Origin of the sequence: Paenibacillus barcinonensis (assembly GCF_003217495.1) — a bacterium.
In the GTDB taxonomy this organism is placed as follows: domain Bacteria; phylum Bacillota; class Bacilli; order Paenibacillales; family Paenibacillaceae; genus Paenibacillus; species Paenibacillus barcinonensis.
This window is the reverse complement of sequence record NZ_QJSW01000011.1, coordinates 92,531-109,508: the sequence shown is the minus strand read 5'-3', so window position 1 is coordinate 109,508 and position 16,978 is coordinate 92,531. Positions and strand designations below refer to the sequence as shown.

Genomic DNA, 16,978 nt, shown 5'->3' with positions numbered 1-16,978 from the left:
CAACGGGTGCTTCGCTATAATTTTCAGGTTATCAGCAGGTTGAAACTGAAATGTAGCAAGGAATCAGGAGGTATGGTTATGACGATCAGAAACAAATATAAAGCACTTGAACTGGAAATTCCAGGCGTTTATGAGCTGGAAGGGCTGGAGGTGGGGGTGACCTCCAATTGTAATTATAAATGCGATTACTGCTGCGCCTACAATCGGGATGATGGCGAGTGCATCGGCAGCAAGGAAGTCATCCGAATCATCCGTGAGCTTCCTCATCTCAAGCGGGTACGCTTGTCAGGCGGCGAAGTAACGCTGAAGTACCAGGACTGTCTTGAGATTGTAACCTACTGCGCTGCACATGGCATTGATACACAGCTGAACACCAATGCCAGCCTGCTGACAGAGGAACGAATCGTTGCCCTGCGGGATGCGGGCTTGTCCAACATCCATATCTCATTTAACTATACCGATGCGGAGTCATATGCTGCCTACTACCGTGTGCATCCACGCATGTACGAGCGATTAGAGCAGAACATTCGTCTATGTACGAATCTGGGTCTGGAGACCGTGCTGGAGACGTTGCTGTTTGAAGGCAATCAGGAAAATATGCAGGCCATCAGCGATAAGGTTTATGAGCTGGGGGTACGTATTCATGAGATACAGAACAGCATCAAGATGCCGCATAGCGACTGGAGTCAGGTTGTCTCCAAAGCGTCGCTTGTGCAGTCGGTCCAGGCATTAATTGAACATAAAAGGCCGGATACAACGCTCTATTTTACATGTATGGATCGCTTTGCCGAGCAATTGAATCTGCGCGAGCAGCCGGGGGTATATTTCTCAAATTGTGTGGATGGTACGAAGCAGCTGCATTTACATGGCAATGGAGATATTCTGATCTGTGAGCTGTGTCATCCGGTGGTGATTGGTAACATCTATAAAGGAACGTTGCTGAAGGATATCTATAAGCAACAGCCCGCTGCGTTGACAGACTTTCTGGAAAAGCGACCTTGTCCGGCATACGATGCTTTGTTTACGTAAGAGAATATTACGAACACGGAGGTCTTCTGAATTCCTTGATGGAATCAGAGGGCCTTTTTATAAGCCCTTTAGTACGCCTTTTACTATTTACAATGCTAACATTGGATCGTTGACATTCGATCTCCTCTCTTTCAGATTCATTTAAGATATCGAGCCTAATATGGCTGTAAGAACTTAATTGAAGAGGTGAACTTCACATGAAGAAACTGTTTAAAAAACCAAATCTGAAAGACCAGCATATAACACCTGTTTCGCAAAAAAAACGCAGGTGGCTTACGATAACACTCGTCGTAATCCTGACCATCGGAGGTATTCTGTACAGCCTGGCTGACCGATATCTGATCCGACATGTACAGGTGGTTGTTGCGGATGGAAACTTGGCATCTGCAAGCACAGGCACAACAGCTTCCAGTCTCCCCACCTCGACAACGACATCGACAGATGAGCATGCAGCATTGGATGACTGGAATTATACGACTGATGATCTGAAGGTGCAGATTCAGAAGGTACAGAAGGGGTCAGGGGCGGATCAGATTACGTATTATGTGGCTGATGTACAGGCGAAGGATGCGAGCAGTTTGCGAAGTGCATTCGCGGATAACAGCTTTGGAACAAATATTACGGAGGACACTTCGGAGATTGCTGTAGCGAATAATGCCATCTTCGCCGTGAATGGAGATTATTATGGTTTCCGTGATAATGGTGTCATTATCCGTAACGGGGTGCTTTATCGTGACAGCCCGACAAGGGATGGACTGGCTTTATTCAATGACGGGACGATCAAAACGTACAACGAAAATGATATCTCTTCTTCTGAACTGCTGGCACAAGGAGTCACCAATACGTTATCTTTCGGACCGATTTTGGTACAAGACGGGCAAATCGCCAGTGACTTCAGCAGTGTGAAAATTGACAATAACTTTGGTAATCGCTCTATTCAGGATGCCAACCCTCGAACAGCCATCGGCATGATTGCGCCGAACCATTATGTGTTTGTGGTGGTCGACGGAAGACAGGATGATAGCCGGGGCATGACGCTGGCAGAGCTTGCTCAGACGATGAAGGAGCTGGGTGCAACCGTAGCGTATAATCTGGACGGTGGAGGTTCATCTACGATGTATTTCATGGGCAGGGTGGTTAACAATCCGCTGGGACGTAATCAGGAGCGGGGCGTAAGTGACATTTTGTATGTAACGGAGGGGAAATAACATGACAATCCTCATTCCATCCTATGAACCTGACGTTCGTTTATTAAATCTGATTTTGCAGCTGCAGACGTTTAAGCTAGGTCCGATTGTCATCGTGGATGATGGTAGCGGACCTGACTTTCGGGGGATTTTTGAAACAGCCGAGGCGTATGGATGCACGGTGCTGACTCATGAAGTGAATCAAGGCAAAGGACGGGCGCTTAAAACAGGCTTTCAGCATATTAAAGAGCACGGGCCGCAAGGCGGGGTGGTATGTGCAGACAGTGACGGGCAGCATCTTTCTCATGATATTTGCAAAATCTTCGAGACGCTGCTCACTCAAACCTGTCCCGGAATTGTGCTGGGCAGTCGCCGTTTTACAGGGAAGGTTCCCGCCCGGAGTCGCTTCGGCAATGCGGTCACACGTTCCGTATTTTCACTGACCACAGGCAGCAAGGTTTACGATACACAGACGGGCTTACGAGGGTTTCCCTATGCAATGCTGGACTGGCTGTGCCAGATTCCGGGAGAACGGTTTGAGTATGAGATGAACATGCTGTTAACTGCGCATAAAGAAGGATATGAGATTACAGAAGAATTCATTGATACGGTCTACCTCGACCATAATGAGTCATCTCACTTCCGTCCTCTTGCAGATTCGTTCCGAATTTATCTGCCTATTCTGATGTTCAGCACTTCCTCGGTGTTATCGGCTCTGATTGACTTTGGCTTATTATTCATCATGCAGTATTTTACGCATCATCTGTTCCTGTCCGTGGTTGCGGCAAGACTATGCAGCTCTATGTTCAACTATACGGTGAATCGTAAATATGTTTTCTCCGCAGGTCGAAACTCGAAGATACGGAAGTCGCTGCCCAAATACTTCTCGCTCGTACTGCTGGTGCTGCTGCTTAACTACGGACTGTTGTATTTTTACAATGAAAAACTGATCATCCCGCTGCTCGCAGCCAAGATATTGACTGAAATTTCGATCTTTGTGTTCAGCTACTGGGCGCAGCGCAGATTTGTGTATTAACGATTTATGAATCATTAATCGCTTATAATGAGAGCGGGATGGAGTGAGCCAGATGGCTCGCTCTTTTTCGATTGAAGCAGTTTCCTATTAAGCGGTTTATACGGTACGATGGAGAGAGAGGAACATGCGAAAGTGCAAGAACTGAATCAAGGAGGTGCATCATGTATCTTCGAAGTGTTGAATTGATGTCAGAGCGGGTAGAACAGGCGAGCCGGTATCCGTTCAATATTGCCTCCATTCATGCAATGGGGCGGTTAGCATTCCGCAATAACATTACGTTTTTCGTTGGTGAGAATGGCTCAGGGAAATCAACACTGCTGGAAGGCATCGCTCATCAATGTGGTTTCAACACCGCCGGGGGCGGGCGCAGTAATCAGTTTGAGACGCATGCATCGGAGTCTGTGCTTGGAGAATATCTGAGACTGGCATGGATGCCGAAAATCACCAATGGTTTTTTCATGCGCTCAGAGTCATTCTACCAGTTTGCATCCCATGTGGATCAATTGGGTCCCCAATCAATTCAATATTATGGTGGAAAATCATTGCATGAGCAGTCTCATGGAGAGTCCTTTCTTAACCTGTTCATCAACCGTTTCAGTTCAAAAGGCATTTATCTGCTTGATGAGCCTGAAGCCGCGTTATCTCCTGCCCGGCAGCTCTCGTTACTTCGGATTCTGCATGATCTGTCCAAAACCTCGCAATTTATTATTGCGACGCATTCACCTATTTTGCTGGGGTATCCGGGGGCGGATATTTTAAGTTTTGATGATGGTCATATTCACGAGATTGCGTACGAGGATACGGATCACTATCAGATCACCCGCAGCTTTCTGGAGAATCGGAATCGTATGCTGCATGAATTATTTAGAGAGGATTAATCTGATCATGACCACACAAACGGAAAATCGACTATTCAAAAATGGATCGCTGAAGGAGAGAGCGAATGAAGACAGCATTGTTAATTGTTGATATGCAAGAAAGTATTGTTAGGACCAAGATGGATCAGAAGGCCATAGACCATGCAAGCGAATATATGAATCATGTGGCAAACGTCCTGCGTTCGAACAACCATGTCGTTGTACATGTGCAGGACGTGGAGGGCATGGAAGGAGCCGATCCTGAGTTGTATCGTGTTATTCCCGAAATTGATGTGCAAGACGAGGACCTTATCCTGACCAAAGAAAGTTCCAATGCATTCTGGCAAACGAATCTGGAGCAGATGCTCAAAAGCCAGGGCGTAGAGCTGCTCATTATAGCAGGATTTGCGGCAGAAGAATGTGTGCTGTTCACATACCAGGGTGCAGTGGAGCGTGGCTTCAGACCGGTGATGCTCCAAAATGGCATTCTCAGTACACATCCGGATGCAGTGACTGGCACATATAGAGACCGTCATGTGATCTCGTACTCGGTAGTGGATTATCTAATGGGTTGAAGGGCGACATGAACAGGCAGCTTGAATCAAGCAGCAGCATGTAGTTTCTCAAAGGGGCTGGGGATATGGATGTATTCAACAATGCTTTCTTACTTGTACTGTCTTTGGCAGGTCTGATCTGGGCTATTAAAGGCATGAAGGAAAAGCTGCGGCTGATGGTGTTTTTCGGCGTGATTTTAATGCTGGCACCTGTACTCATCCTTATGGGGTGGGTTAGCGGACTGCCGCTTGTAGGCTCTGTTGCATTTGCAGCTACCCTGTTTGTTCGAAAAGAGAGCAAAAAGGCATAAGTATATCGGTATGCTGTAAGATGGGTGAGGTTACAGTGCTTCGCAATTTAAATAACAACTCTTATTCGAATAGAAGGAAGGTATGCGAAAAGCTGTAATCGTCATGAGACTATAAATTATGAAGAGAGGATACAGCGAATGGAGAATGGCATTAGACTGGTGCATTATGAAGAGCAGTATGATGAGGCTCTAACCCGTTTTGCGTTGAAAAAGGAACAGATTCACTTTACGGCAATGCCTGTAGAGGTTATAGAAGAGGCGGCTGCTAACCCGGACAAAGACCCGGTTGTCATTTTAGTTCAGAAAGTACCTGTTGGATTTTTTGTTTTACATCAAGGTTCAGAATACGTGGAGCCAGCGGAGCGGGATCGCAAAATTCTTGTTCGTGCGTTGTCTATATCGAAGGAACACCAGGGAAAAGGATATGCACTGAAAGCGATGAAACAGCTGCCTGCCTGGGTCCGTGAGTATCACCCTGAAGTCGAAGAGATTATTCTTGCTGTGAATGAAGAAAACAAGGCCGCGCGGCAGCTGTATTTGAAATCCGGTTTTCTCGATTTGGGGTTAACCAGGCAGGGAAACTGGGGAATACAGCATATGTTGCACTACAATTTAAAACAGGAGGTAGAGGATGGCAGAAATACATAAGGGAAGATACTCCGCTCAGATTGAGGGAGAATTCGTTGTTTTTATCATCGGGATGAGAATTAATCGGCTGTGGGCCATTCATAAGTGGCTGCCCGTGTTCAACGCAATGGGGCCCATGATCAAAGAATTATATCAGAACCCGGATACCGGATTTTTGGGCACGGAATTTATGCTGAACTGGCGCGGAGTAACCTTGCTACAATATTGGCGTTCATATGATGAATTGGAAAAGTACGCGCGCGGCGGATTACATCTGGAGGCTTGGAAACGGTTCAATACGTCCATCGGCTCTGATGGTTCTGTGGGGATATACCACGAGACGTATAAAGCTCAATCCGGTTCGTATGAAACCATCTATGCCAACATGCCGAAGTTTGGACTGGCTAAAGTGGCGAATCATGTACCCGCAACGGGAGGCATGGCAACATCACGGCGCAGAATGGGCGGAGAGAACGAGCCAGCAGTTGAGACACCTGAGAATCCATAAAGCTAATCAATAGCTATAAATAAATTGTGTCTAGAATCTGGAGGAACATGGCAGGATGTATCGCCGACGGATCTGGATCACGACTTACAGCTACGGCAGCAAACAGAGATCATATATGCTTCATATCAACAGGCTTCTCAGAAAGCCGTCATTGCTATGAATGATTGGGTCAGGCAGCATCAGGAGATGTTTCTGGAGATGAAGCAAGACCGATGAAGCAAAGCGGAATCGCAGGAGACTACTCTGAACAGGGTAGTTTTTTTGTGTTCTGGTGCAACGAAGCTGCGTGTTGATGCAACAAAACGCAAAATAGTGGGAAGGCTGCTGCCGGGTATGTAATATGAGTAGTGAGAGGAGGCCAGTGAGTAAAATGAAAGTTTATTTTCAAGAAAGTCAGGAGATGCAGCAGAACGAGGTGAAAGTGATTACTCATCCCGCAGAGCGATCCAAATGGAATCCTATTCGGGAGGCAATTGGTCAACTGGATACGGAACTAATCGTCATTCAGGCGAGCAATAATCGCAATGTTATGGTCAAGCTGAGTGCTGTGACGGCTATTGAATCCGAAGAACGGATGTGCGGGGTGCGTGTCATCACAGGAGACAGGTATTTGCTTAACAAACGTCTGAAATATGTGGAAAAGGAATTAGAGGACGTTTCATTGGTACGAATCAACAATCAGACGATCATTAATATCAGGCATATCAGCAACTTTGCAGCTGCGTCGCATGCCAGAATTCAGGTCAATCTGACCGATGGCTCCAGCTATTATGTCAGTCGATTTTATATCCAGAACTTCAGGAGGAGATTATGATGATCAAACAGCTTCAACATTCTTTTTTTCAGGTATTTACAGCTACAACACTGTGGGTAACACTTTTGCTAACGTTGTTCTATCACGACCAGTCGATACAGATGGGATATCTATGGAACGTGGCGGGCATTTCGCTTATTGCGGCAGTGCTGTTCGGGGGGATGTACAATGCGCTGTGGAATCATTTTACATTAAAGCCGATATGGAATATCATCATTTCTTCCACATGTAATATCATCGGAGGCATGGCTATTCTTTGGCTGTTTTCCAGTAAGATGTTCGAATGGATAGCCCCCTGGTTTCCCGCCATGTGGCTGCTCTCGATTGTGCTGCATGTTATAGCGTTTTACTTTTATGCTAAAATAGATAGCAGGAAAAAAGCGGAAGAGTTAAATGATATTTTGAAATAATGAAGGTGAAGATAACGAGGTTCTGAAACTGTTGTGCATCATGCTGTTTGCTGTGGGAAACGTGGAGGATACGGAGCTGATCTGGCAGGATAAAAAGCATATTACAACGTTTGATCCATGGAAGGGGGCGTATGATGAAGTCGGAAACAGTTGAACAGATTCAGAGACAACTATGTGCAAAATATAATGCGGACTTCGTTCCAAGTGAACCACACTTGAAGGTGGGGATCGCCTGGAACGTCAAGGAGGGACGTGAGCCGATTCACGGAATGCGAATCCAGCCTGCAGGCGATACGACCGGGTGGTACGTTTGGGCTGAGGCATATTCGGATGCAGATGACTTCTTTGTACCGCTGCATGTTGCACATACGGATGAATGGGACTCGAAAATTAGTCGATATCTCGGACTTGCTCCGGGGTGGAGGTTTCTGATCGCTGAGGATTATGAGGATGTATGGTTTGATGAAGGGTTATTGAATAGATAAATCATCGTATTGCCACGCTTGCATATTGCATGGACTGTTCCATGCATAGCGGCGTTTTTTTATGGAAGCTAACCTAAACATTGACTTATTTCATATGTGTGCAAATTCCACATTATGGGTTATGATGTACGCGAGATAAAATTTTACAGGGTTAGGAAGTCGCCTGTCCTAAATGGGGAGTGAAGTGCCATGATTCGAAAGTTGGCTTTCATATCTTCCCTTGGCATGATCTTGTTTATAATCGGCTGTCAGAATAAAACAGGACCTGAGGATACACAGAAATCAGCTGTATCAACAAGTTCAGAGCATGAATCCGTTGAGCAGGGGGAAGGAGCAGTCTCTTCTGCACAAGATGAAGATGTCCCGCCTCAATATGTGGACGAGAGCAAATATTCGGGCGATGAACTGGAAATTGTCAAACGAATGAATGCGCGCATGCGTTATTTATATGAACAAGATGAAGAGGGATATGTGGGTCTGTTCACTGCAGAAGCATCCGTCACAGGCAAGCCGGGCTATAAGGTTCGCCACATGATTTCAATGGATGAAATTACGATTACAGAACAGAAGAGCATCTATCAGGCAACGGTGAAGGTTGCGGAATTACGACAGGGAGACGAGATGGAGTACAATCAAATGATTATTTCAGAAAAAGAAAGCGGATGGTAATGCTGCGCAATGGATGATTGCAGACATCGACTAAGCCTGGATACGAGAGAAGGTAGAAAGCCCAGATGCAAAAGACATTATTTGAAATAGTAAATGAAGTGCAGGATGAAGCGACATTTATTGCATTTCTGAGTGCACTCAGTATAGATCGACAGGCACATGGTGATGAATGGCAGCAGGATTCAATTGATTCATTTTTGGAAGCGGCGGTGGATTGGGGACGGGAGTCTGTTGAGGGATTAACGCATTATGAGAAGCCGGATAACCCGTGGAAGCGATGTGCACAGATCATGTATATGGGCAAAATTTATGAATAGCTGGTAGAACGATAACAGCTGAGAAGAATACATAACGGAGGTCTGTGTTAATTATGGATTTTGTAGAGTCGGGGCTGATGGTTGTAACCGTGGCGCTGTTTAGTGGATTTACTGAGGGATGGGCGGTTAGATGACGAATACGGTGAATAGAAACATATCGTACAAGCTAGGGCGAGAACGATTTAACTTTCGGGTGGCTGGCATTGTGATGAATGGGGACAAGATTCTTTTGCATCAGGCGAAACAGGATGATTTCTGGAACTTGCCCGGTGGCAAAGCAGAGTTGAACGAATCTACCGAGGAAGCTATTCGGCGAGAGATGGTAGAGGAATTGGGTATTTCTGCGCAGGTGCAGAGGCTCGCATTTATTTGTGAAGATTTTTATGAATACGATGACATGCATATGCATGAGATCGGATTCTATTATGTTATTTCTTTTCCAGAAGCACATTCCTATTATGATGAACCTGAATTCAATGGCTTGGAAAACGACGGTGAATTAACCTTTCGCTGGTTCCCTATGGGGGAGCTGGAGCAGATGGAGATTTATCCTGTTTTTCTGAGAAAAGAACTCGCTAATCTACGTGATACCAGCGGCATCAAACACTTCATTCAAAAATAACCGATTACATCCGGGTTTGACCGCACAGGGGAAAGAGCAAATTAAAGCTTTATGTAAACTTATACAAGTGAAGCCTGACGATACGATCGTAGTCAGCCCCACGAAACGAACCCTTGAAACAGTGGAACTGTTAACATCCAGCGCACGTGGCAGGGTAATGATTAGTCCATTGGTTGGACCTAGAATGTTTCCTCAAGATTCGAGCTATACTCCACTAGGCTGTGATCAGATCTATTCAAGGGCAGAGGTTGGCATGTTATATCCAGATATACAGGTCATTGATGTTGGCTTGAATGACTGGGAAGAAAGCATAAATCAGATGCCTGCACGGCATTTCACACTCCTGGCAGAGTCGCTTCTGGCATGGTGCCGCAAACAAAAGGGACATATATTTATGGTTTCACATGATGGCACGATTACGAATTACAGAGTGCTGTTAGGTGAGTATGAACTTACGAGAAATGATTTTCTGGGTGAAGCGGGATACTGTACTATTCGTCATGTTTAAGGGGGAGCAAATATGTATCAAAGTAAATATGTTCAGGCGGCTATAAACGCGGTTGCTTACATACATAGCAAAGAAATTTTAAATCCTGTTGACGCTTGGTATCAGGCAACTGGAAAATTATTCGGAGAAGGCAGTTGGGGACAAAAGAAAGGGTGTCCAAGGGCTGCTTTTCTAGGCCTATGTGAAGATGGTTATGTCAGGGGAGTGAACAGAGGCAAATATAATCGTAAGGAGTATTCGTTAAATAAACAATATGCAGTTAATACAGTCAATTTATTTCTAGAGAATTCTAGTAAAGTGCATGAAGACAGCAAAACGTTATGGTTAACAGTTACCGAAGGTAAAAAAATTAAATCAAATTACCAGGTCGATATCGTCAAGGGACTTTGGTTAAACGATCTAATTCTTCAAAAGGAGCTTAACGAAAATGGCAATGGAAAGCGAATATAAGGAGGCGTCTCTCTCATGACACAGCGCAAATTGGTCTTGCTCAGTGATCTGTATTTTGATTCAAATGATGAATTGAACGAGCGGATTCAAAGCTTGTTTCAGCAAAAGCAGCCTTCCATCGGTTATATTCCATCCAGCTCTGATCCGCAGCGAATCTATGTTGAACATACTCGGCGTTATTATCGTCAGCTCGGTATTGAAGATGTGCAGTATTACGATCTCGATACCGAGTATGAGGAGAGTAGGATGGATTCTCTTTTCCAATGTGACGCGATTCATTTGTCGGGTGGCAATACGTTTTATTTTCTAAGTATGCTGCAGAAACGAAATCTGCTTGAGCGGCTGCGTTCCTACGTGAACAGCGGTGGCATTTTAATCGGGGTTAGCGCGGGCAGCATTCTGATGACACCTTCGATCCGTTTGGCGGGATACGGGGAGGATGCAGATGAGAATCATCTGGATTTAAAGGATTTACGCGCGCTCGGGCTTGTGAATTTCGAATTTGCACCACACTGGGACGGTACGGAAGTCATGCTTCTTTCATTCAAAGAATACGCACAATTACACCAAACGAAGGTTTATGCTTGCCCGGATGGCGGTGCTGTCGTTGTAGAAAATGAATCATTGGGGTTATTCGGCGGGGCAATTTCCGCTCAATAAAGTGAGGATGATGAGATCATGCGTACCATTCAAATCTACCACTATGATGCTTTTTCTAGCATTCCAGGCAAAGGAAACCCGGTAGGTGTTGTTCTGGAGGCGGATCATCTGAGTGAGGCTTCGATGCAGCAGATTGCTCATACTAGTACATGCCCAAATAGGCTCATAAGCTATGGAATTTAAAGGGGAATTCAATGATGAAAGAGTCAAAGCGGTTGAAATGGGAGAAACAGCTTGAAAAAGGAAGGACATATCATATTTGGATGCGGGGAGTGCTTGGCTGGGGCTTGCCTCTGGCTTTTCTGTACACTTTGGTCATGACGAGCTGGAGCGGCCAAAACCTCACAATGGATCGTGAGTTCTACGGAAACTTATTAACTGCCCTGATTCTGTTTCCGGCTGGCGGGATATGGTATGGAGCCTGGACGTGGAAGATTCTAAAAATGAAAGTAGAGCAAAGCAGAAGTTAATTCCAAATTTAATTGAGTTCTCGTGGAAAATACTCTTCAGGCAGCGCAGGAGCTGGCGGAAAGGGCTGCACGGAAAGCCGGGGAAGTAGCCAGAATGAATTTTGACCGCATCACCAGTGTTATTGAGAAGGATATTTATGGTGATATGGTCACCGATGTTGACCATGAGGCAGAATGAATCATATGTGAGGCAATCTCGGAGGTTTTCCCGAATCATGAGATTCATAGTGAAGAGAGAGGCCATAACGGGAATAAAAGTGACTGGCTGTGGATGATTGATCCGCTGGACGGGACCAATAATTACGGAATTGGCCTTCCGATATTCTCGGTTTCCATCACATTAATATATCGTTCAGAACCTGTGCTGGGTGTAATTTACGAACCGATTGTAGACCGTCTCTTCGTAGCTTCTCAAGGAAACGGGGCAAGCTGCAATCTGATTCCAATGCATGTGAAAAGCAAAAAGGAGATACAAAAAGGCACCATTGGCTGGATCCAAGGGCATCAAGTCCAAAATGAAGAGAATGCGGTGCGTTTGCGGCAGCATCTGGATGTTCATTTTAAAAGAGTAATGAGACTCTGGGCTCCCACATTGCAGTGGTGCATGCTTGCCAAGGGAGACATCGATGGTATCGTGCTGTATAACTCCGAAGGAGACGATTTGTATTCAGGCATACTCATGGTAAAGGAAGCGGGTGCTATTGTAATTGATTTTGATGGCCATGAATTTAGCGGTATGAGCTCGGAGCCTTATCTGATCGCCTGTCATCCTGCCCATCGGGAGCATTTTCTGAATGTCGTGCGAGAAGGACTGAGTCGATGATTACCGAGCTACATACATCTGAGTTTTACAAAATAAAACATTTAACGGATTCCTGTCCCAATATCGAAGTCAAAGCAGTGGCACTGGGCATGAACCCTGGGCGAATCTATGTGGATGATGCTGATAACATCAAAGCAGCGCTCATATGGGTTCATGGGCAATCCGGTTACCAGCTTGTTGGTGATGCAGAAAGTAAACCCTTTCGAAGTGAATTGCGGACATACATGCAGACACATAACCTGCCCGAGCTGATGGCCTTACAGATGCCCGAGGTAGAGATCGGTGTTGCTGATGATCGCTGGCTAAATGTGCTTGAGCATATGGCTGGTCCGAGTGAGCTTAACTATGACACACAGCATGTGTTCATGCTGCATGCAAAGGATGACAGAACAGATAGTGATATGTGCTATACCTCTTCGGGAGTGCCGATGCTTCCAGCGGAGGGAACCTGGGTGTTGCCCATAGACAAAGCTCTTATCCAGCAGAGTAGTCTGAATAATCTTTCTTTTGTCACAGATAAGATCGGGCATTTCTGGGCAACTGTGGATGCTTTTTTAGAGCATGGTTTAGGCTATGTGTGGTGGTTCATGAAGATGAAATAGTGAGCGTATGCTTCTCTGCTTTTGTTGAAGGGAGCACCCATGCCATTGATATTGAGACGCTGGAAGGTCATCGTCAACGCAATTATGCAGCGCTCGCAGCGCAAGCGTACATGAAGCAATGTCATCGCGTGGGTATTCGCCCATATTGGGACTGCATGCCTGATAACACAGGTTCGATCCGTCTGGCACAAAGCATAGGTTTGTCTCTGGATTTTGATTACCAGGTGTATTGGTACACCATTGAATAACGAACTAAGTGAGAATTACGATAGGGGGAAGGCAGAGTGGATGAAACGTTACAGTCACAGATGCAATTTTTAATAGAAATTGACAAGCTGAAGACAATCGAACGAAGAACCAGGATTATTCATGGGGAACGTTTGGAAAATGATGCAGAGCACTCCTGGCATTTAGCGATGATGGCTCTCATTTTGCAAGGTCATTCAAACAAGGATATTGATATTTTTAAAGTAGTCAAAATGTTACTTGTGCATGATCTGGTTGAAATTGATGCTGGTGATACTTTTGCCTACGATACTCAAGGAAACATAGGTAAGTATGAGCGGGAGCTCAAGGCCGCCCATCGACTCTTTGGCATGCTGCCGGAACAACAGGCTAAGGAATTGCTAAGCTTGTGGATAGAGTTTGAGATGAAAGAAACGCAAGAAGCTCAATTTGCTTCCTCTCTGGATCGCCTGCAGCCTATCATCCATAATCACCAGAATGAAGGTGACACATGGCAGAAGTACAATATAACGAGTGAGCAGGTCTTGATACGAAATGCTGAAATGGCTAACGGCTCTGAGACATTATGGACATACGCACAGCAGTTGGTTCAACACTCGATAGATCAAGGAATTTTGAAGCAATCCTGATGATTAATCATTATTGATTTGTAAATACATTCAGTCACTGGAGGGTCAACATGGGATACATCCTGGAATTGCGGAAGCTGGTGGGTACAAGGCCCTTGATTATGGCAGGTTCATGTGTGCTGGTGTTTAATGAGCAAGGTCACTTGCTGCTTCAAAGGCGAACAGACAGCCTGGATTGGGGCACGCTTGGTGGTTCGCTTGAACCGGGTGAGTCGCTGGAAGAAGCCGCCGCACGTGAATTATACGAGGAAGCCGGACTGCGGGCAGAGGCTTATAAACTGATCACCGTTTTCTCGGGTCAGGATATGTATTATCGGTATCCGCATGGAGACGAGGTCTATAATGTGATGGCTATTTATGAAGCAGCCGGAATTACAGGCAGTCCAACCGTAATGGACGATGAAGGGTTAGAGCTCCGATACTTTGACTTGACTCAGCCGATCCCTGAACTTAATCCGTTCACAAAATACGTGCTGACCAAAGCGGGGTATATTCAAGGTTTGTAATTTAACAAACGCAAGCAGGCAGATGATCATCAAGTTAATCAATTAAACAGTCGGAGACAAGGAACTTTATATTTTTATACGTAACGTCAGAATAAACTGGGAGGAATGAATACTATGTCAAGCATGGATTATGGTTTTGGGTTTACTTCGTTTATTTCGATTATTGCAGTTCTGGTGAATTTATTAGTCTATGGACTCGGTGTATATGAATTATTTCTATTTATCAAGCTGGCGAAACGAGGCATTCAGGCGTTAGATATCTATTTACACGAGAAACGCGGAGGGCGGTATTAACCGCCTGTTCCTTCTCCTCTTTTAAATATCGCACAACATTATCATTTTTCTCTCAGTGATTTACGGATGTCGATTTAGTATGATAATGGTATCATTTTGCAAAGAGAGAGGGTTAGACATGCATACATTTTTGCAGCAGATTAATGAGTTGAGCGAGCTTCAGAGAGAGCTGGTCAGCCTGCATCCTTTTTTTGCAGAGCATCATCCTGTTGTTGTAGCGGACGAAGTATTGTTACATATCTATGATTATTCATCCAGGACCGGGCAATATGAATGGGTCAAGACTGTACCCGATGATCTGTACATTCCCGATGATTGTCTCGCCGCGATGCCAGTGCATCATTTGAATGACCGGATGTGTGCGATTGTGACAGCTTCCGTTTTCAAAGATTTAGAGCAAAAGGTCTTTCTGTTCCATGAATATGTGCACTGTTCTGTATATGGGAAGTATAAGGAGCGGATTGTGGACCGTCTGCAGATTAAACATAAAATGACTCAAATAAAGCGTGTAACCTGGGAGATTGATTACGAATTCCCCTATGAGGATGAGATCATTGCGGAACGAATTAAGTCTCTGCTGTTCGCGTTAAAAAGTGAGGATTTCCAGCAAATTCAGGCAGCCCGCACAGCCTTGTTTGAGTCTCTTACCGAAGAGCAGGCTGAATATTGGAGCTGGCTGGAGTGGAATGAAGGTTACGCGAGGTATGTCGAGAATCTGATTCGGGCCGAATATGGTCTGAAGCTTAATCACTATGGCGACACAGCACCATTTAATCGTCTCGTATTTTACGAGTGCGGCTCGGAATATATTCGTTTGTTAGTCAAGGAGCAGCCCGCATATCATACAGACCTGGAGCAGTTGTTTGACCGAATGCAAGTGGAGAGGTTGGCGGGTTTCGTTAGCCAGTGAGAGATTGAATATCTACCCATTCCTTCATTGAAAAAGGAGATCGGACTATGCCGCTGCCTATGGTACATCTTACTATCGCACAACAGCTCGCTGATACACTGCCTGAACGGCTGGATCGGGGAGCATTCTATCTTGGCAATATCGCCCCGGATGCTATTCACATGCGTGAAGGCGCGACCAGGGATGACAAGCAGCACACTCATTTCGATCCTGAAAAAGAAAACAATTATATCTGGCGTCTTCAGAAGTTATACCATGGTTATATTGGTGAGTGTATGGACGAAGGGTGGACGTCCTTTGTGAAGGGATACTTCATGCATGTAATGACGGATTATTACTGGTTCCGCAGTGTGTATCCCGAATTCGTGGAACGAGTGCAGGAGCACGACAAACGCGAGGGCATCACTCGCACCAAGGAAGAGCTTTCCCGTCTATATTATCAGGAGACAGACCAGATTGACTTCACCCTGTTTCGAACGGCAAGCTGGAGCATACAAGCATGGTTTGTGCTGAACGAGGCTTCAGGGTATGAGTTAACCGATCGTTTAACGGCGGATGAGATTCTGCGCTGGCGGGATCGGACGTATTCTTTTTTGCATGGACAAGAGCCCGGCATTACGCCGTTTTATTTGACCGAAGAGGTTGTACAAGCTTTTGTTGACACAACAGTGCCGCGTTTACTCGAGCTGTTAGCGGGTTGGGAGGCGGTTTGATTGAGGAGCTTCGGGAGGCTGCTGGTACTCATCATCGTAGCATTCATGACAGGGTGTGGTGGTAGCGATTCGAATGGTGGGGATTCCAAGGAGGCTCAGCGGCTAGAACAGGCGGAGGGGCTTCCGTCGCTAATCACGTTAACCTGTAATCCCGCCTTTGGTTCGAGAACGTGCCGGGATGTGAAGTTTGACCGCCCGGATGAGATTCAGATTGTGACAGAGGCCATACTCAAGGCAGAACGCATGCAGGGCATACTTGATTATGCGGCTGAATACACGATGAGGATTACCAACGCGGATGGCTCCATAACCCGTTATGATCTGTCACTGGGCTCAGACCCGAAGACGCAGGGCTTGCTTGTAAACCAGAAGGATACCACCATAGGGTACACTATACCTCTTGTGGAAGCGAATCGACTACGGCAAATCATTCAGCGGCGTACAGATTAATCACAGACGGAGGGGCAGACCAGATCGGAGAGCTGGGTACACTGTATGTGTTGCCAGAATTGCATGGTCAAGGGATTGCTTCGGCATGGATTATCGCTCTTGTCATTGAACTGAAGTGGCGGCGGGAATTTGGAGAGTCGTATACTGTGGTGAACGATTACTGGGGCGAGGGCACCGATCATATGGTATGGTTATGTGAAGTGCAGGACTTTACTGTAAACTAAACAGTTCCGAGAGATGACCCCCCTGCACGGGAACAGGAGTCGTCTTTTTTTATTGGCATGGAAAGTA

The 16,978-nt window shown here is 45.7% G+C and carries 30 protein-coding genes; all 30 read left to right on the top strand.

Features of this window, described 5'->3' with window-relative positions:
• The first annotated feature begins 78 nt into the window (after positions 1–78).
• The 30 genes from DFQ00_RS17290 to DFQ00_RS17150 all read left to right on the top strand — a co-directional run bounded on the left by DFQ00_RS17290 (position 79) and on the right by DFQ00_RS17150 (position 16,911).
• Positions 79–1,029, top strand: a complete 951-nt coding sequence (locus DFQ00_RS17290; RefSeq protein ID WP_110897737.1) for a radical SAM protein — start codon at positions 79–81, stop codon at positions 1,027–1,029.
• A 197-nt stretch (positions 1,030–1,226) separates the two neighbouring features.
• On the top strand, positions 1,227–2,237 hold the full coding sequence (locus DFQ00_RS17285; RefSeq protein WP_174812257.1) for a phosphodiester glycosidase family protein: 1,011 nt from the start codon (positions 1,227–1,229) through the stop codon (positions 2,235–2,237).
• Position 2,238: 1 nt separating this feature from the next.
• Positions 2,239–3,252 carry a bifunctional glycosyltransferase family 2/GtrA family protein gene (locus DFQ00_RS17280; RefSeq protein WP_110897736.1) on the top strand — a complete coding sequence of 338 codons (1,014 nt, stop codon included), beginning with the start codon at positions 2,239–2,241 and terminating at the stop codon, positions 3,250–3,252.
• Between the two features lie 161 nt (positions 3,253–3,413).
• Positions 3,414–4,130, top strand: coding sequence for an AAA family ATPase (locus DFQ00_RS17275; protein ID WP_110897735.1), 717 nt, complete (start codon positions 3,414–3,416; stop codon positions 4,128–4,130).
• A 65-nt stretch (positions 4,131–4,195) separates the two neighbouring features.
• The gene (locus DFQ00_RS17270) at positions 4,196–4,684 is read left to right on the top strand and encodes a cysteine hydrolase family protein (protein ID WP_110897734.1); all 489 of its coding nucleotides are present in this window, start codon (positions 4,196–4,198) and stop codon (positions 4,682–4,684) included.
• 65 nt (positions 4,685–4,749) lie between these two features.
• On the top strand, positions 4,750–4,974 hold the full coding sequence (locus DFQ00_RS17265; RefSeq protein WP_110897733.1) for a hypothetical protein: 225 nt from the start codon (positions 4,750–4,752) through the stop codon (positions 4,972–4,974).
• A 138-nt stretch (positions 4,975–5,112) separates the two neighbouring features.
• The gene (locus tag DFQ00_RS17260) at positions 5,113–5,622 is read left to right on the top strand and encodes a GNAT family N-acetyltransferase (protein ID WP_110897732.1); all 510 of its coding nucleotides are present in this window, start codon (positions 5,113–5,115) and stop codon (positions 5,620–5,622) included.
• Positions 5,606–6,109 carry a DUF4188 domain-containing protein gene (locus tag DFQ00_RS17255; protein WP_110897731.1) on the top strand — a complete coding sequence of 168 codons (504 nt, stop codon included), beginning with the start codon at positions 5,606–5,608 and terminating at the stop codon, positions 6,107–6,109. The genes DFQ00_RS17260 and DFQ00_RS17255 overlap by 17 nt, the downstream gene beginning before the upstream one ends.
• Before the next feature lie 370 nt (positions 6,110–6,479).
• A complete protein-coding gene (locus tag DFQ00_RS17245) occupies positions 6,480–6,923 on the top strand; it encodes a LytTR family DNA-binding domain-containing protein (protein ID WP_167433753.1) in 444 nt (147 codons plus the stop codon).
• A complete protein-coding gene (locus DFQ00_RS17240; protein WP_110897728.1) occupies positions 6,923–7,333 on the top strand; it encodes a hypothetical protein in 411 nt (136 codons plus the stop codon). The genes DFQ00_RS17245 and DFQ00_RS17240 overlap by 1 nt, the downstream gene beginning before the upstream one ends.
• Positions 7,334–7,467: 134 nt before the next feature.
• Complete coding sequence (locus DFQ00_RS17235; protein ID WP_110897727.1) at positions 7,468–7,818, top strand: immunity protein Imm33 domain-containing protein; 351 nt, start codon at positions 7,468–7,470, stop codon at positions 7,816–7,818.
• A gap of 189 nt (positions 7,819–8,007) precedes the next feature.
• Entirely contained in the window at positions 8,008–8,487 is a 480-nt protein-coding gene (locus tag DFQ00_RS17230; protein WP_110897726.1) for a hypothetical protein, read from the top strand.
• 65 nt (positions 8,488–8,552) lie between these two features.
• Positions 8,553–8,804, top strand: a complete 252-nt coding sequence (locus DFQ00_RS17225; RefSeq protein ID WP_110897725.1) for a DUF7660 family protein — start codon at positions 8,553–8,555, stop codon at positions 8,802–8,804.
• A 130-nt stretch (positions 8,805–8,934) separates the two neighbouring features.
• Positions 8,935–9,426 (top strand): NUDIX hydrolase, encoded by a 492-nt coding sequence (locus tag DFQ00_RS17220; protein WP_110897724.1) that lies wholly within the window; start codon positions 8,935–8,937, stop codon positions 9,424–9,426.
• On the top strand, positions 9,389–9,934 hold the full coding sequence (locus tag DFQ00_RS17215) for a histidine phosphatase family protein (RefSeq protein ID WP_244213897.1): 546 nt from the start codon (positions 9,389–9,391) through the stop codon (positions 9,932–9,934). The genes DFQ00_RS17220 and DFQ00_RS17215 overlap by 38 nt, the downstream gene beginning before the upstream one ends.
• Positions 9,935–9,946: 12 nt before the next feature.
• Complete coding sequence (locus tag DFQ00_RS17210; protein ID WP_110897722.1) at positions 9,947–10,384, top strand: DUF6979 family protein; 438 nt, start codon at positions 9,947–9,949, stop codon at positions 10,382–10,384.
• A gap of 15 nt (positions 10,385–10,399) precedes the next feature.
• Entirely contained in the window at positions 10,400–11,044 is a 645-nt protein-coding gene (locus tag DFQ00_RS17205) for a Type 1 glutamine amidotransferase-like domain-containing protein (protein WP_110897721.1), read from the top strand.
• 18 nt (positions 11,045–11,062) lie between these two features.
• Complete coding sequence (locus DFQ00_RS17200; RefSeq protein ID WP_110897720.1) at positions 11,063–11,227, top strand: PhzF family phenazine biosynthesis protein; 165 nt, start codon at positions 11,063–11,065, stop codon at positions 11,225–11,227.
• A 14-nt stretch (positions 11,228–11,241) separates the two neighbouring features.
• Positions 11,242–11,514: a hypothetical protein gene (locus DFQ00_RS17195; protein ID WP_110897719.1), complete on the top strand. Its 273-nt coding sequence runs from the start codon at positions 11,242–11,244 to the stop codon at positions 11,512–11,514.
• Positions 11,515–11,536: 22 nt separating this feature from the next.
• Positions 11,537–11,692 carry a hypothetical protein gene (locus DFQ00_RS30260; RefSeq protein ID WP_341866272.1) on the top strand — a complete coding sequence of 52 codons (156 nt, stop codon included), beginning with the start codon at positions 11,537–11,539 and terminating at the stop codon, positions 11,690–11,692.
• Complete coding sequence (locus DFQ00_RS17190) at positions 11,693–12,337, top strand: inositol monophosphatase family protein (protein ID WP_341866274.1); 645 nt, start codon at positions 11,693–11,695, stop codon at positions 12,335–12,337.
• Complete coding sequence (locus DFQ00_RS17185) at positions 12,334–12,939, top strand: GNAT family N-acetyltransferase (RefSeq protein ID WP_244213896.1); 606 nt, start codon at positions 12,334–12,336, stop codon at positions 12,937–12,939. Before DFQ00_RS17190 ends, DFQ00_RS17185 begins: the two co-directional genes overlap by 4 nt.
• Positions 12,939–13,187 carry a GNAT family N-acetyltransferase gene (locus tag DFQ00_RS29865; RefSeq protein WP_244213895.1) on the top strand — a complete coding sequence of 83 codons (249 nt, stop codon included), beginning with the start codon at positions 12,939–12,941 and terminating at the stop codon, positions 13,185–13,187. Before DFQ00_RS17185 ends, DFQ00_RS29865 begins: the two co-directional genes overlap by 1 nt.
• Before the next feature lie 36 nt (positions 13,188–13,223).
• On the top strand, positions 13,224–13,814 hold the full coding sequence (locus tag DFQ00_RS17180; protein WP_110897718.1) for an HD domain-containing protein: 591 nt from the start codon (positions 13,224–13,226) through the stop codon (positions 13,812–13,814).
• A gap of 50 nt (positions 13,815–13,864) precedes the next feature.
• Positions 13,865–14,320: an NUDIX hydrolase gene (locus tag DFQ00_RS17175; RefSeq protein WP_110897717.1), complete on the top strand. Its 456-nt coding sequence runs from the start codon at positions 13,865–13,867 to the stop codon at positions 14,318–14,320.
• Positions 14,321–14,434: 114 nt separating this feature from the next.
• Entirely contained in the window at positions 14,435–14,614 is a 180-nt protein-coding gene (locus DFQ00_RS17170; protein WP_110897716.1) for a hypothetical protein, read from the top strand.
• 118 nt (positions 14,615–14,732) lie between these two features.
• Entirely contained in the window at positions 14,733–15,524 is a 792-nt protein-coding gene (locus DFQ00_RS17165; protein WP_110897715.1) for a hypothetical protein, read from the top strand.
• Between the two features lie 47 nt (positions 15,525–15,571).
• Entirely contained in the window at positions 15,572–16,237 is a 666-nt protein-coding gene (locus DFQ00_RS17160) for a zinc dependent phospholipase C family protein (protein ID WP_110897714.1), read from the top strand.
• Complete coding sequence (locus DFQ00_RS17155) at positions 16,238–16,687, top strand: YhfM domain-containing protein (RefSeq protein ID WP_110897713.1); 450 nt, start codon at positions 16,238–16,240, stop codon at positions 16,685–16,687.
• 50 nt (positions 16,688–16,737) lie between these two features.
• Positions 16,738–16,911 carry a hypothetical protein gene (locus DFQ00_RS17150; RefSeq protein WP_174812259.1) on the top strand — a complete coding sequence of 58 codons (174 nt, stop codon included), beginning with the start codon at positions 16,738–16,740 and terminating at the stop codon, positions 16,909–16,911.
• Positions 16,912–16,978: the final 67 nt, after the last annotated feature.

Bases quoted from the DNA above. Each gene is read 5' to 3' on its own strand.
- DFQ00_RS17225 (WP_110897725.1), top strand. From the start codon at position 8,553: ATGCAAAAGACATTATTTGAAATAGTAAATGAAGTGCAGGATGAAGCG.
- DFQ00_RS17185 (WP_244213896.1), top strand. From the start codon at position 12,334: ATGATTACCGAGCTACATACATCTGAGTTTTACAAAATAAAACATTTA.
- DFQ00_RS17165 (WP_110897715.1), top strand. From the start codon at position 14,733: ATGCATACATTTTTGCAGCAGATTAATGAGTTGAGCGAGCTTCAGAGA.
- DFQ00_RS17210 (WP_110897722.1), top strand. From the start codon at position 9,947: ATGTATCAAAGTAAATATGTTCAGGCGGCTATAAACGCGGTTGCTTAC.
- DFQ00_RS17255 (WP_110897731.1), top strand. From the start codon at position 5,606: ATGGCAGAAATACATAAGGGAAGATACTCCGCTCAGATTGAGGGAGAA.
- DFQ00_RS17230 (WP_110897726.1), top strand. From the start codon at position 8,008: ATGATTCGAAAGTTGGCTTTCATATCTTCCCTTGGCATGATCTTGTTT.
- DFQ00_RS17275 (WP_110897735.1), top strand. From the start codon at position 3,414: ATGTATCTTCGAAGTGTTGAATTGATGTCAGAGCGGGTAGAACAGGCG.
- DFQ00_RS17170 (WP_110897716.1), top strand. From the start codon at position 14,435: ATGTCAAGCATGGATTATGGTTTTGGGTTTACTTCGTTTATTTCGATT.
- DFQ00_RS17175 (WP_110897717.1), top strand. From the start codon at position 13,865: ATGGGATACATCCTGGAATTGCGGAAGCTGGTGGGTACAAGGCCCTTG.
- DFQ00_RS17205 (WP_110897721.1), top strand. From the start codon at position 10,400: ATGACACAGCGCAAATTGGTCTTGCTCAGTGATCTGTATTTTGATTCA.
- DFQ00_RS17280 (WP_110897736.1), top strand. From the start codon at position 2,239: ATGACAATCCTCATTCCATCCTATGAACCTGACGTTCGTTTATTAAAT.
- DFQ00_RS17285 (WP_174812257.1), top strand. From the start codon at position 1,227: ATGAAGAAACTGTTTAAAAAACCAAATCTGAAAGACCAGCATATAACA.
- DFQ00_RS17240 (WP_110897728.1), top strand. From the start codon at position 6,923: ATGATCAAACAGCTTCAACATTCTTTTTTTCAGGTATTTACAGCTACA.
- DFQ00_RS17200 (WP_110897720.1), top strand. From the start codon at position 11,063: ATGCGTACCATTCAAATCTACCACTATGATGCTTTTTCTAGCATTCCA.
- DFQ00_RS17220 (WP_110897724.1), top strand. From the start codon at position 8,935: ATGACGAATACGGTGAATAGAAACATATCGTACAAGCTAGGGCGAGAA.
- DFQ00_RS17245 (WP_167433753.1), top strand. From the start codon at position 6,480: ATGAAAGTTTATTTTCAAGAAAGTCAGGAGATGCAGCAGAACGAGGTG.
- DFQ00_RS17160 (WP_110897714.1), top strand. From the start codon at position 15,572: ATGCCGCTGCCTATGGTACATCTTACTATCGCACAACAGCTCGCTGAT.
- DFQ00_RS17265 (WP_110897733.1), top strand. From the start codon at position 4,750: ATGGATGTATTCAACAATGCTTTCTTACTTGTACTGTCTTTGGCAGGT.
- DFQ00_RS17235 (WP_110897727.1), top strand. From the start codon at position 7,468: ATGAAGTCGGAAACAGTTGAACAGATTCAGAGACAACTATGTGCAAAA.
- DFQ00_RS17195 (WP_110897719.1), top strand. From the start codon at position 11,242: ATGAAAGAGTCAAAGCGGTTGAAATGGGAGAAACAGCTTGAAAAAGGA.
- DFQ00_RS17270 (WP_110897734.1), top strand. From the start codon at position 4,196: ATGAAGACAGCATTGTTAATTGTTGATATGCAAGAAAGTATTGTTAGG.
- DFQ00_RS17290 (WP_110897737.1), top strand. From the start codon at position 79: ATGACGATCAGAAACAAATATAAAGCACTTGAACTGGAAATTCCAGGC.
- DFQ00_RS17260 (WP_110897732.1), top strand. From the start codon at position 5,113: ATGGAGAATGGCATTAGACTGGTGCATTATGAAGAGCAGTATGATGAG.